We start from the raw sequence: 12,055 nt of genomic DNA, 5'->3' as shown, positions 1-12,055 counted from the left end.
GCCATGAAGACCTGCTGCCACAACGCATCCTCCTCCTGAGGTGAGAAGGATGCACCACTACTCCTCGGGACTACACAACTAGCGCAGCCTGCATCGTGCTCTGCCTGATCTTCGAACCTCAACAGTGCGGCAGGACCGCCGCATACCCGTTACCTCACACGGCTCATCCTGCGGCCGACCGATGCCATAACCATGCAAAGGGCCAACGAGGCGAATTTTCGCCCGATCAACCTTTACTAGCGCACGTAGGTGTCGTAGAAGGCCATTCGGGAATACAGAGGTCACGATGGGAAATCAAATTCAAGGTGATGCCGAGGCTCGGCTCGAGGGCATGGATTGGGCGAGCCGCTACTTCGAGGACATCGGCGAGCGCGCCGACTACCAGACGCTCGTGCTGCGCTCAGGCGAGTGGCTGGAGGTGTTGCTCGGCGAGCGAATTGCTGGAACCAGCATGCGGGCGCTCGTCGTCGCCCTGCACGTCGGTTGCGGTGGATCTCCCAGCGAGATCGAGCAGCGGATTGACCGCGACGGTTGGCGGGCTGGCCTGGAGGAGTCTCACGGGGTCGCTGATTGGCCAAGCATCTCCATTCTGGCGGAGCAACTATACGCCTTCGCGATTGATGGCGTCGTTACCGACACGCGGCTGCCCGATGACGTCGAGGCGCGCCGTTCTCACCTCGAAGCGCTTTTCGCGCGAGCTGCGCGTCTCATGGAATTGCTGCCACCAAACTGGGAGCCGAACCCGCGCCATCCCTGGTCACTGTCCGGCACATACGCGTCCGCGCTGGCGCGTTGGAAGATGGACAGGGAGGCGCCGATCACGACTGCCGAGATAGCGCGCCTTGGGCGGCTCGACGACAAGACGGTCCTCAACGCACTCGGCAGGCAACTCCATCCCGACGCCAAGGGTCTCATCGCGGCTGATGAGGCGCGAGGCTGGCTGATGGGAAGGCGCCCCAGGAAGTTCAGGCCGTCTCGTTGGTTGAATGCGTCCGATGACCAGGACAGCCGATCGCCAGACCGCACCGACAACGAGCCAGACATCGTCATGGTGCCGGTGGATGCGCATGGCGCTTCCTTTCTGCCTACTCTGGCCCGCCAGACGCGAGGCACGGGCTCGGAACGCCTGGGCTTCCGCATCGGGGCCAAGGGTGATGAGTTCGTTGTGCACGACTACTTCGAGGCACTCGACGCCCTGAAAGGCATGCATCCACCGCGCTGGCGGCGCCCCAATGCCGAAGGCAACTGGGGCATTGTTCGCGGCGAGCCGAACTGGCGGACCGTGCCTCGGGTCGAGATCGACCGCTTGCTGCATGAGGCGGGCTTCATGGCCACGCCGTCCGCGCAGGCATGACCGCCATGAATCTGTCGGCCACCACCCATTGTATCGAGCGCCTGCAACAGCGCTCCATACCGCCCTTTGTAGCGACTGTTGTGCAGGATCATGGGCGTTCCGTACGCCGCCGCGGCGCGGACGTCTTCTTCTTGGACAAGGCGTCGCGCCGACACCTGCGCCGAGAGCTGGGCAACCGCATCTACGATGCCATCAAGGAATTCCTTGATGTCTACGTTGTCTGCGCAGACGACGGCCGCTTCATCACCGCCGCCTGACGGCTTGAAAAGATCCGGCGCCCTTAGGGGTCACAATAGGAACGTTGAAAGGACAGTAGAAAATGACATCCGCCACGATTTTCCTGGATGATCAGCCGACAACGAGCGCGGTTGCGAAAGTGCGCCGATCAGCATGTCCGCCGTCGAGCAGCTTTGTGCGCCGGATTGGCGCCCTCATGGAATCCAGTGGCAAGACTCAGCGCCAGATCGCGATGGAGCTCGGCTATCTGAAGCCAAACATCATCACGATGTTTAAGCAGGGCACCACCAGAGTGCCGCCGGACAAGGTCGCACTGCTCGCCTCGTCGCTCAGGGCTGACCCTGACGAGTTGCTACGCCTCTGGTTCGAGACATATGAGCCCCACATGCTGCCAATTCTCGAACGCCACGTCGGTGCCTTTCTGTCGGCGCGCGAGAGGCAGACCCTTGTAGAGCTACGCGGGTGCGTCTCGTAAGCCCAGCCAGAGCAAGACGTCATCCCGGGGGGGCTGGGACACCCCCCCGTGTCGAACTTGTTCCGTGCTGACCCGCAGATGACAATGCTTCTTCTGTCACTTGCGCCTTCGACAGTCTCATCAATCGGCCATCGCTGATGCGACGAATGCACTCGGGTTGTCTTCCTCCACCAAACATCCCCGCTCGATCAGCCAGAACCGCGTGCCGACGTTCTCTACGAAGCGGCGGTCGTGCGAGACTAGCAGGCAGGCGCTCTCCCGTTGCCGCAGCTCCTCCTCCAGCATCTCCTGGCCCTCAATGTCTAGGTGGTTGGTTGGCTCGTCCAGCAGGTAGAAGTTCGGCTCCTGCAGCTGCAGGATCAGCATGGCGAGCCGCGCCCGCTGGCCGCCGGAAAGCTGCCCGATGCTGTGCCCCTGCCGGTCGACCGGGAAGCCCGCAGTTGCCAGCAGCGTCCGGATGCGCTGGTCGCCAATCTCGAAGCGGCTGCGGATGGCGTCGTGCAGCGTCTGGCCCGGGCGCAGGTGGCTGAGCATCTGGTCGCAGATCCCGGCGACGACCGTGGCGCTTACCGTCACGCCTGGATAGGACTGGCCCCGGATGGCCTTCGTCCCGTCCGGTGCTGTGACCTTGAGGGTGTCGAGGGTCAGCAGCGTCCTGGCGTGGGTGCTGCCGTCGGCCAGCCGGATCTGCCCAGCCGATCCCTCGCGATAGGCTGGGCGTGTTGCGGCCTCGATGCGCTCTGCGCGGTCTTGCTGTTGCTTCGTCTTGACCTTCAGCAGGTCGGAGCCGGAGTTGACACCGATGTTGTGCAGCTTGGCCGCCTGCTGCCGCAGCCGGGTGGCCTGACGCAGCTCAGTCTCGTGCCGCCGCGCTGTGGCCTCGTCCAGCTCAGCGAGGCTGGCACGCGCCGCGGAGTAGGGTGCCGCGAACTCCGCGGAGGCCTCGCGCCGCAGGAACAGGGTGCGCCGGGTGACCGCATCCAGGAAGGCGCGGTCGTGACTGGCGACCACCAGGACGACATCCTGCGGAAGCTCGGCGATCCAACGCTGCAACTGGCCGATCCGCTGGAGGTCCAGATGGTTGGTAGGCTCGTCCATCAGCAGGACGTCGGGCTCCGTCAGCCAGGCCCGGACCAACAGTACCATCCGCTGCCAGCCGCCGCTCAGCGCGCCCAGGGGCCAGTCGTGCAACTCCGCTGGGACGTCCATGGCGTCGAGCGCGACATCCACGCGCCAGCCCTCCCACTCCCGGCTCTCGGCGGGCAGCGCCTGTAGCAGGACATCGCGCACCGGCAGGGCCAGCGAGGAGGGCTCCGGGTCCTGCTGCATCAACGTGACGCGCAGGTTGCGGCCGTAGCGACAGTGCCCTGTGGCGGGCTCGGTGCGTTCCGCCAGGACGCGCAGCAGGGTCGATTTGCCGCCACCGTTATGGGCGACCAAACCGATGCGGTCGCCCTTGTGGATGGTGAAGTCGAGGTTGGTGAACAGCGGCGCGCCAAGCGACATGCCGAGGGCTTCGAGCGTGATCAGGGACATGAGGTCGTCTTTCGCTGTCCTGGCCGGACCGAGGTCCAGACGCAGAACGTCCGTCAGTAAATGAGCTGATCGGGGAAAGAGACCTTGGAGTCTGTCACCTGATCAGCCCTGCAAACGCATCTGCAGGGCTGGGACAGGGCCGCGCCGGTGGTGGTAGCTGTAATGCACCGCGGCCCTCCTCTTGTTACGGCTGCCGAGACCTCGAAATTAGCGAAGCCAGGTGTGCCGGGCAACAGGAATGAAGGGCTGGAATGAACTCCTTTGAACCCGGATAGGCTTGTGGCGAGCGCTTCCTGTTGACGCCGCTCGGGGCTGGCCGCCAGAGGTTAGCGTGCATCCTGGATGCGTGCAGGGTCGCAATGGTGCTGTACGGCGTGATGGTTTTGGCGACGGCAACGGTCCAGCAAGGGCCGGGGGCTGATGCTCCGGCTTGAGGACGTTGCGGCGCGCTTTAGGATGCGCGCCGCAGCCCCGCGCATCCGCTGGATAGCCGTGCCGCCCGGCTTCAGGGCGCGAACGAAGAACCTTGAGATCTAGACGCGCCATGAGCAATCCAGGAACCCTACTTGCCTACGGCGACCCGCACGGTGATTTCGTGCCGCTGTTCCGCGCAGTGAAGGAGCACAGCCCCTCGGCCGTCCTGATCGTTGGCGATTTCGACCCGCCCGCGCCGCTGCGCGTCGTGCTGGCCCCGCTGCTGGAGGCAGGCATCGACGTACGCTGGATCCCCGGCAACCACGAGGGCGATAGCCAGGAATGGTACGACCGAACTTTCGGCGACATGCCTGAGCGCAGCCTGCACGGCCGCTGCGCGACGCTCGCCGGTGCGCGCGTAGTGGGTTTGGGCGGCGTGTTCCGCGAACGGGTGTGGTGGCCAAGGGACGACGCTGCCGCAAAGCCCGAATACAGGACGCGCGTCGAAGCACGGCGTGCACACGGTGAACGCAAGACCCCGCCGCTCCGGCAGGCCATCACCATCTTCCCCGAGGACTGGGAACGGGCAGCGACGAATGGCGGCGACATCCTCGTGTGCCATGAGGCGCCGACATCTCACCCCTACGGCTTCGCCGCAATTGACGCACTGGCACGCCGTGTCCGCGCGCGCCTCGTCATCCACGGACATCATCACCGTCCGCATGAGGGCCGCATCGAGTGGCCAGGGGGCGGATGCGCAGTACGCGGCCTAGGCCGCGCTGAGCCGTGGGTCGTGGAGTTGCCATCGCCTTCGAATTAAGCTGCGTCGTCACGCTGCTGTCCGCACTGCGCAGCGCCAGGCTATCTCGTTCGGTTCCATACGGGAGTTCCCGTGTCGTCCACCGGGCCAATCGCGCCGGACACCGGATCGATGCGACGCACCATGGCCTCTGCGAACGCAGCGCAGCCTTGCTGATCGGGTGTCGGCTCGCCCATCCACAGGATGGTCAGCTGGCCCTCGGCGGTGGCAGTGATGGATGTCAGCTCGGCCTTTCGCTGCCGATCATCCCTGCCGCGCGCGACCACAAGATTCTGGAGAATGAACTGCTGGATCAGGTCGACCCAGCCGCTAGGGACGTCGATGCCATCCGGCACGTGGGCGCCGTACCCTCTGCGCAACAGGTCCAGCGCGTCCGGCTGGCCCGCGCGTGGCAGGGGCGTCTCTGTTCCCTCGGCGAGACCATATTCACTGCGCTCGCCCACCGCCAAAGTGCAGTAGTGGCCGTCGCACACATGCAGCGCGCCAGGGCGGCCCGAAAACTCGCTCACACAGAGGCTGTAGCGCTCGCCCATGACCCACGCGCTGTGCATGTAATCATCTAGGTCCTTCATGCGGAATCGGAGCTCGCCAAACTTCTGCTTGACCTGAGTCGCGATGAGATATCTGTCCGTTCGCTGAACGTCCTGCCTGCCGAGGTTGCTCAACACGTCGACGATGGCGAACCAGCCGTCCCCGTGCGTGAAGCCTTGCGCCATCAGGCTCTCCGTCAGGGGCAGGTGGCGCCTGACGTAGAGTGCCGGGTAGCGCTGGAACAGCAGCTGCTCGAGTGCCTCACGCAATACCGTTGCCTCCAGACACGCCTGCACAGGGTGCGCTGGCGAGGTCGACACTTCCGGCGCCAGATTCTGCATGAAATGTGAGCCGGTAGGTCAGCAGGACCGTCATGCTTGAGGACAGCTACTCGCCCATCAGCAGACGGCTGTACTGGTTTCTGTTCAACATGATGAACTCCTCGACTGCATCCGGATCGCTGCGCGGTGGCGCCGCGGTCTGGAGGTGGCGAGCCATCTTGCAGGCAAGCACCCAGCGTCCGGCTATGAACAGGTCTCCTGTGACCGGGGGCACGAGTGCTGGCCCGTTGACGTATGGTGCCACCAGAACAGCAAAGGCGACCTTGGCTTCCTCGTTTGGAAACTGGTCGAGCTCAAAGCGCTGCCCAAGCGAATACCGGCGGCCGCTCAAGGTATGTGCACGGCTGTAGTCGGCCGCGAACCACATCACCCGGGAGCTTCTCGCCCACGACAGGCCGCCAAGCACATTGTGCTCGACGGCGTAGCCAAACAGGATCTCGACGCCGACGTCGATATCCACGGAGCACCACGGATCCATGCGGGCGTTTGGACGCCAATCTTCATGCGCAGTCATGCCGTCCTCACTCGGCTGCCGGGCGGCTGCAAAGTCGGCCGCGGGCGCCTTGAACCCTGAATGTCTGGGTAAGCGGTGGCGCGCCACGCAATTGCCTCACAGAGGCTACTCGCAGGACCATCGCGGAGAACGGCGCTCCGCTGCCCGCGGTCATAGCGCGCATGCGAGGATTCAACGGCGTGTTATTCACGGGGCGGTTCACATGCCCGGCGGCTTCGCCGTTCTCGTGCCGACAGTCGGGCAAACCCGATGCCGAAGTGAACCAGCAAGCCGACACCGAATGCTGTCGTCGCGATTGCCAAAAGCCAAGTTGCAGAAATGGCGACGAGTTCGGCGCCCGACAGCTCCGTGCTGTGGAACGCCTGAACAGCTTCGCGCGCCACGGCGGCTGCTGTGACAAGCCCTGCCAGAGTTCCGGCTGTCCTATCGTGCACCAGCACACCTCACGTTAATTCAAGCTCAGCGATGCTGTTGATGATGGCCATTCCCGCCTCCGCTGCAGGTCACAGAGGTTGGCGCCCCAAAAGAGCGTTCTTGATGTCGTCGTCAGGTCCCGGCGGCATCGATAAGCTGAGTGCGCTGGGCAGCAGGCGGAGCGCCAAGTCGGGCCTGCCACATCGGAGCAGCTTCGACGGAGTTTGGTAGCCGATTGGCACCGTAACGCCTTCGAGCCAGCGGCAGAGCTCGACCCTGCGGCCGTTGAACGCGCTATGGACTTCAGCCGGGATGTCGAGCTCGTCCAGGCTGCGCATGCCGAGGCGCTCGCTGAAGCGGCCGAAGTAGCGGATGGCGGCTGCAGCGTCACGGACACAGAGGCCCTCAACGCCATCCACCAGCAGGGTCGGTTCCGGCGTTGTGCCCGGCACGTTATCGATGACGAGCCAGCTGCCTGGCTGCTGCTCAGGATGATTGCTCAGCCAATTTTCGATGTCGATGAACTTCGTCTTCTCCCCGTGCTGCATCGGCGGGCACGCCCAATCCTCATGAAGCATGTCCTCGTCGAGACCCTGTTGGATGAGCTTTGCGCGTGTTTCTACGAGCCCGACTGTGTAGCGCCAGCCGCTCGACACGACGAAGCGTGCACCAGTGGCATAGTGGATTTGTGCAAGCAGCTGGATTGCGCTGGGCTCAAAAAATGCGTCACGCCCAATTTCCTGCGCTGCGCCGCGCCCATAGTACCATCTAGTCCTTGCGCGCAGTGCACGGTTGCCTGGCATCATCCACGCCCGGGTGCTCTACAGCACTCCGTCGATGCCGATGAAGATGACAGGCTGAATGTCCAAGGGATGCATCAGAACAGCCTTGGGCCACGACGTTCGAGGTAGCGAGACAGGTGGTCCGCGATGAACTTCCCAGTCGCCGTCGGGTCATGAAGCGGCGGTGCGTCTGTCGTGAGGTGGCGTGCCATTTTGCACGCTGCGATCCACCAGAAGGCCGTTGTCAGGTCTTCCGTAACGGCAGGTGCGAGGCGTGGATCGGCCAGGCGTGGTGTCATCATGATCGCGAAGGCGTACCTGGCTTCCTCGCTTGGTAGCTGGTCGATGCTGATGCGGCGGCCGAGCGCATATCGGCGACCGCTACTCGTCCGGGCACGGCTGCCATCCTCAGGCATCCATTCGACCAGCGAACTTCTCATCCAGGCCAACCCACCGGTGGCGTCGTTCTCGATGGCGAAACCGAAGAGGGCCTCGGTGCCGTCGGCAAACTCGACGAGACACCACGGATCCAGATGGACGTTCGCGCGCCATTTCTGATGCGCGTTCATGATGGTCCTCCATTCATGGTCCGGTTCCGGTCAGGCACTGACGGCACCACGAGACCGGCACCATTGATATGAGCGAGAGCCGACGGTGACATGCTCGCTGTCATCCCGAAGATCGGTGCTTGGCGAAGCCCGTCCTCGCATTCCGGATTCGCGGTGCTCATGGCATGGCTCATTCGGTCAGAGCCTGAGCAATTCAGCGAGCAGCGCTGCACAACCCGGCTTGCCGTGCCTGCGGGCCATGCCACGCATCACGTTGGCGGCGCCCTTGTAAATGGTCAGCTGAACAGCGCCGCTCTCGAAGTGATGGGCCCTGATCACCGGCGTTGGCCTGGGATGGCAGGAAACGGGTCCCGAGAAGATGTCCTTGCGCGGGCGCCAAACGCCATCGCCGCTGTACACGCCCCAGGGGGTAGGATGGGCGCCAGTAGGACCTGCCAAACGCCGCCACCAATCCGGAACCCCTTTGTCGTCGACCGGGCCGCAGGCTCCTGTCCCGGGATCCGTGAGCGCCGCCATGCGAACGGCGAAGGCTATGGCCCCGCTTTCATATGGGGACAGGTGCTGGCGGTTGCGGGAGACGACGAGTTGGCCAACAGAGCCGCTATCCCAGGCTGCGATCAGCTCCACTTCATTCGTGCTGACCAGGAACGGGGCGAGGACGACTTCAGCGAGGTTCGCCCAGCCCGGCGGGATGTCGATTCCGTCATTGATGAGGTGTTCGTACCGTTGCTCGAGCAACCTCAGCGCGCGGGCTCCATCTGCGCCGACTGGTGCGGGATGGCGGCGCTTGGCAGCCTTCGGAACCGGCTTCCACCCTTCCAGTTCGCCCGGCGCGAGCGTGCAAAGCTCACCGATGTCATTCGTCATCAGTCTGCCCGGCTTGCCGCTCTGCATGCTCACGGCAAAGCTTAGGTGCGACGCGGCGGCGGCCGCTCCGTCCACGAAGGCATCTTCGCCGCTGAAATGGGCTTGCATCCCGCCCTCCAGACGCTCAATGCGCAGGACGCGGATGTTCTTGAGCCCAGCCCGCTCAACGCGCGCTGCCAGGACTTCGGAAAGCGCCTGCAGGATGGCGAACCAGCCGTCGCCGAGATCGGAGCCGAAGATTGGCGGCCGTTCCTGGCCGCGCTCGTCAGCATCCCGGTAGAGCACGGGGAACCTTGCGCGCAGGAGCTGCTCCAGTTCGTGGCGCATCAGAAGGGCTTCTGTTCACGGCAAGGCGGTCGGTGCTGCTCGCCGCCCCGGGCGGGCTCAAGCTGCCCCAGGACCCGGGGCACTAGGCAAAGCGCTCGAGCCATTGGGGCAGCCATAGTGGCAATCAGCGCCCGAGCAGCAGGCTGGTAGCCCCCGCTCATCCTGCGACCACTCCACCAATGCGAGTAACGGCCCCTGGCCCGCGCGGGCAGGCCCGGACGCATTGATCCAGACACATCGCTGGCACGGCCGTTTCCGATTCGCGCGTCACTGAGTGCCCCCATTCGTTCCAGTACGGCGGAGCCTGCATGCGCGCAATGCTAGTTTCAACCGGTTTACCGGTTACAGAAACCGGTACATGATGCTATGGTTCGACGAGCTCAGGCAAAGAATGTTGACAAGGATTGTCGCGGGGACGAGCGCGCATATTGCTGTCAACATTCGTGCTGAACAGCGCTCACGGCCTTCCCCCGCATGCTCCAACTGCCGCGCCTTCTCACCGCGGCCCGTGTTCTCGCCGGGCTCACGCAGGCCGAACTCGCTCACGCTGCCGGAGTGGCGACCAGCGTGCTCCAGGCCCTCGAACAGGGCAGGTCGGACCCAAAGCTGTCCACGGTGATCGCGATATTTCAGGCGCTCCGTGCCCGGGGAGTTGCCGTCACCTGGGAGCCGGAGAACGAGACCGGGACCATTACCTTGCTGAGCGGGGGGCGAGCTGAGCGACTTGCCCCCAAGATCCCAATAGAGCGGCACTGAACCTTTGAGGCACCCGATCGGAGTGGTCAGGCAACATGATCGCGACGGAAGCTGAGTCAGGATTCTAGGAACTCCATCGCGGCGACTCCGGCGAAGGCGCCCTCCGCTGAGGATGCGCTCACCCCTTCGGGGCACTGCCACACGGCCTCCTCAAGGCCGATGATGACGCATCCTGGTTCGACGTCGTCGTGACCCCAGCGCCCAACCATGACTGCACGACCGAGTACGGGAGTTGCAAATTCGGGCGCCCAAAGCCCGACGTCGGAGCACGATCGGGAAGACAAAAACGTGCGGCGGCTTATGCCTTTTCAAGAGAGCCGCCATCGGTCAGATCGACGCTCGCTGTCCGCTCTGCGTGGTGGGCCAAGAGCGCGATTGCCCCGCGGAGCAGGTCCACGGTTGCCATGGTAGTCATGCGTCCCGAGACCCGAGCGTCGGGTCGCCATGCAAGGATTCGCGATCACCTGCATCGCGCTCCAGACCCTTTGGCACCTGGCCGCCCAGGTTCATCAGGGCCGCCATGACCTTTATTGCGTCCTGACGCTCCAAGCGCCCGTTGGCAGTAGGGAGGTGGATGCCAGCGAAGCTCACCGCCTGCGATAGGAGAGCCATGGCCGCCTCCCACTCCGCGTCGGGCACCCCAGGGAATCGGACGCAGTGGAGGGCGGGGCGAACGGAGGATGGGGCGGCGGCGGGGTTCATGCGGGTCACCTCAGTTTGCCACCATGGTGACCCGGGCTGGAGGGAAATGGAGCCCCAGATCTGTCCTGTAAGGGCGCGCCTTACCCCGGAAGCAGGGCGCCCCAAGACGACAGCTGATCTAGCAAAGCGTTCGAAGTCTCTCCGTCAAGGCGCACCATCCCTCTCCTGTGTCTTCACTCCCTCATGGCGCTGTTCGGTTCCGCTACGCCGCTCACGGCGGGTCGGCACCCCAAAGTCCTGTCTTGAGGCCGGCCAGCGTCAGCAGCGCCTGGCGCCGTACCAGGGGAATCCGCCCGACCGGCCCCGCCAGCCTGTCGCGCATCCAGCCCAGGCCTGGCAGGTCGGACTGAAAAACCGGGGTCAGGGCGCGGCTCGCCAGGCGGTAGAAGGCCGTGCGGCGGCGGCGGGATTGCCAATAGGTGTCAAGACGTGCGTCCAGCGCTCCGGGCAGGCTCAAGGCCTCAGCCAGCGCCAGCGCATCGCGGAGCGCCTGGGTCGTGCCCTGGCCAAGCTGCGGGCTGGTGCCATGCGCCGCATCGCCCAGCACCACCAGGCGATCGGCAAAGGGTGGCGCAGCCCAGACGTCGCGGTAGCTCGCATGCTCCACCTGCTCGGGCGCCAGCGGCGCCACAAGCTCGGCGGCCTCCGGCCAGACGCGCGCCACCTCCTGCCGCCATGTGGCGATCGGGGAGGCACGCCAGGCCGGCACGCAGTCATTGCGGATGCTCCAATACAGCGCCGCGGCCGGCCGTCCCTCAATCAGCCCGGTAGGCAGCACGCCGACCATGATGCGTGTGCCTTCACAGCGCTGCATCAAGACGTCGGAGGGCCAGCCGGGCGGAAGCTGGACGGTTGCCCAGAGGCAGCCCCATCCATAGGGCCGGGCGGCATGTCCCGGCCGGCCGGACCACAGGGTGGCATGGGTGCCGGCGGCAACGACGATCAACTCGAAGCGCCGATAGGACCCATCCGCCAGAACCGCGACCGCCGCCTCGCCCAGGCCCTCGACCCGTGCCACCTGGCAGCCAGGCGTCACCGCCGCGCCGGCCGCCGCCGCGGCGGCCGACAGCGCAGCCCAGATCGCAGGGCGGGTCAGGCCCAGCCCGTGCAGCCCCTCGGCCAGGTCTTCGTACTGAAGGTCCAGCAGGCGGGTTCCGGTGGTGGTGCGGCTGTCCAGCCGCCTTACCTTCGCGGCGGTCCCGGACAGTGCATCGAGGACGCCGATCCGTCCCAGGATTGCCGCGCCGGGTGGTTGCAGCAGCAGGCCGGCGCCGATGGGCCGCGGTGCGGCGGCCCGTTCCAGCACCTCCACCCGGTGGCCATCCCGGGCCAGCAGGGCGGCGGTCGCCAGGCCCGCCAGCCCACCGCCGACGATACCGACATGCACGAGCGGCCCCTTCTGCAATGCGCCGCCCC

General features: G+C 65.1%; 12 protein-coding genes. 5 read left to right on the top strand and 7 right to left on the bottom strand.

Going from position 1 to position 12,055, the window contains the following annotated elements:
• The first annotated feature begins 331 nt into the window (after nucleotides 1–331).
• The 3 genes from ACTIF1_RS22880 to ACTIF1_RS22870 all read left to right on the top strand — a co-directional run bounded on the left by ACTIF1_RS22880 (nucleotide 332) and on the right by ACTIF1_RS22870 (nucleotide 2,066).
• Nucleotides 332–1,354: a hypothetical protein gene (locus ACTIF1_RS22880; RefSeq protein ID WP_439598766.1), complete on the top strand. Its 1,023-nt coding sequence runs from the start codon at nucleotides 332–334 to the stop codon at nucleotides 1,352–1,354.
• Nucleotides 1,351–1,611 (top strand): hypothetical protein, encoded by a 261-nt coding sequence (locus ACTIF1_RS22875; protein ID WP_439598765.1) that lies wholly within the window; start codon nucleotides 1,351–1,353, stop codon nucleotides 1,609–1,611. The genes ACTIF1_RS22880 and ACTIF1_RS22875 overlap by 4 nt, the downstream gene beginning before the upstream one ends.
• Nucleotides 1,612–1,673: 62 nt before the next feature.
• A complete protein-coding gene (locus ACTIF1_RS22870) occupies nucleotides 1,674–2,066 on the top strand; it encodes a helix-turn-helix domain-containing protein (RefSeq protein WP_439598764.1) in 393 nt (130 codons plus the stop codon).
• Nucleotides 2,067–2,186: 120 nt separating this feature from the next.
• Here ACTIF1_RS22870 and ACTIF1_RS22865 read toward each other — a convergent pair whose 3' ends face one another.
• Nucleotides 2,187–3,602, bottom strand: a complete 1,416-nt coding sequence (locus tag ACTIF1_RS22865) for an ATP-binding cassette domain-containing protein (RefSeq protein WP_439598763.1) — start codon at nucleotides 3,600–3,602, stop codon at nucleotides 2,187–2,189.
• Between the two features lie 544 nt (nucleotides 3,603–4,146).
• On the opposite strand from ACTIF1_RS22865, the gene ACTIF1_RS22860 reads away from it, so the two are divergent.
• The gene (locus tag ACTIF1_RS22860) at nucleotides 4,147–4,836 is read left to right on the top strand and encodes a metallophosphoesterase family protein (RefSeq protein WP_439598762.1); all 690 of its coding nucleotides are present in this window, start codon (nucleotides 4,147–4,149) and stop codon (nucleotides 4,834–4,836) included.
• 41 nt (nucleotides 4,837–4,877) lie between these two features.
• Here ACTIF1_RS22860 and ACTIF1_RS22855 read toward each other — a convergent pair whose 3' ends face one another.
• From ACTIF1_RS22855 to ACTIF1_RS22835, 5 genes are all read right to left on the bottom strand, one after another.
• Nucleotides 4,878–5,708 carry a hypothetical protein gene (locus ACTIF1_RS22855; protein ID WP_439598761.1) on the bottom strand — a complete coding sequence of 277 codons (831 nt, stop codon included), beginning with the start codon at nucleotides 5,706–5,708 and terminating at the stop codon, nucleotides 4,878–4,880.
• 46 nt (nucleotides 5,709–5,754) lie between these two features.
• Nucleotides 5,755–6,168 (bottom strand): hypothetical protein, encoded by a 414-nt coding sequence (locus ACTIF1_RS22850; RefSeq protein ID WP_439598760.1) that lies wholly within the window; start codon nucleotides 6,166–6,168, stop codon nucleotides 5,755–5,757.
• Between the two features lie 557 nt (nucleotides 6,169–6,725).
• The gene (locus tag ACTIF1_RS22845) at nucleotides 6,726–7,442 is read right to left on the bottom strand and encodes an HAD domain-containing protein (protein ID WP_439598759.1); all 717 of its coding nucleotides are present in this window, start codon (nucleotides 7,440–7,442) and stop codon (nucleotides 6,726–6,728) included.
• 71 nt (nucleotides 7,443–7,513) lie between these two features.
• The gene (locus ACTIF1_RS22840) at nucleotides 7,514–7,987 is read right to left on the bottom strand and encodes a hypothetical protein (protein ID WP_439598758.1); all 474 of its coding nucleotides are present in this window, start codon (nucleotides 7,985–7,987) and stop codon (nucleotides 7,514–7,516) included.
• A gap of 177 nt (nucleotides 7,988–8,164) precedes the next feature.
• Nucleotides 8,165–9,181: a hypothetical protein gene (locus ACTIF1_RS22835; RefSeq protein WP_439598757.1), complete on the bottom strand. Its 1,017-nt coding sequence runs from the start codon at nucleotides 9,179–9,181 to the stop codon at nucleotides 8,165–8,167.
• Nucleotides 9,182–9,655: 474 nt separating this feature from the next.
• On the opposite strand from ACTIF1_RS22835, the gene ACTIF1_RS22830 reads away from it, so the two are divergent.
• Nucleotides 9,656–9,937, top strand: coding sequence for a helix-turn-helix transcriptional regulator (locus ACTIF1_RS22830; RefSeq protein WP_439598756.1), 282 nt, complete (start codon nucleotides 9,656–9,658; stop codon nucleotides 9,935–9,937).
• Nucleotides 9,938–10,850: 913 nt separating this feature from the next.
• On the opposite strand, the gene ACTIF1_RS22825 is transcribed toward ACTIF1_RS22830, so the two are convergent.
• Entirely contained in the window at nucleotides 10,851–12,026 is a 1,176-nt protein-coding gene (locus ACTIF1_RS22825; RefSeq protein ID WP_439598755.1) for an FAD-dependent oxidoreductase, read from the bottom strand.
• Between the last annotated feature and the right edge of the window lie 29 nt (nucleotides 12,027–12,055).

The organism is Falsiroseomonas sp., from assembly GCF_051860665.1.
Taxonomy (GTDB): Bacteria; Pseudomonadota; Alphaproteobacteria; order Acetobacterales; family Acetobacteraceae; genus Falsiroseomonas.
Note: the sequence above shows the minus strand (reverse complement) of the source record. Positions and strands in the feature narration are given on the sequence as shown.

Coding starts and splice junctions, on each gene's coding strand:
- ACTIF1_RS22860 (WP_439598762.1), top strand. CDS start 4,147: ATGAGCAATCCAGGAACCCTACTTGCCTACGGCGACCCGCACGGTGAT.
- ACTIF1_RS22870 (WP_439598764.1), top strand. CDS start 1,674: ATGACATCCGCCACGATTTTCCTGGATGATCAGCCGACAACGAGCGCG.
- ACTIF1_RS22855 (WP_439598761.1), bottom strand. CDS start 5,708: ATGCAGAATCTGGCGCCGGAAGTGTCGACCTCGCCAGCGCACCCTGTG.
- ACTIF1_RS22880 (WP_439598766.1), top strand. CDS start 332: ATGGATTGGGCGAGCCGCTACTTCGAGGACATCGGCGAGCGCGCCGAC.
- ACTIF1_RS22875 (WP_439598765.1), top strand. CDS start 1,351: ATGACCGCCATGAATCTGTCGGCCACCACCCATTGTATCGAGCGCCTG.
- ACTIF1_RS22835 (WP_439598757.1), bottom strand. CDS start 9,181: ATGCGCCACGAACTGGAGCAGCTCCTGCGCGCAAGGTTCCCCGTGCTC.
- ACTIF1_RS22830 (WP_439598756.1), top strand. CDS start 9,656: ATGCTCCAACTGCCGCGCCTTCTCACCGCGGCCCGTGTTCTCGCCGGG.
- ACTIF1_RS22845 (WP_439598759.1), bottom strand. CDS start 7,442: ATGATGCCAGGCAACCGTGCACTGCGCGCAAGGACTAGATGGTACTAT.
- ACTIF1_RS22865 (WP_439598763.1), bottom strand. CDS start 3,602: ATGTCCCTGATCACGCTCGAAGCCCTCGGCATGTCGCTTGGCGCGCCG.
- ACTIF1_RS22840 (WP_439598758.1), bottom strand. CDS start 7,987: ATGAACGCGCATCAGAAATGGCGCGCGAACGTCCATCTGGATCCGTGG.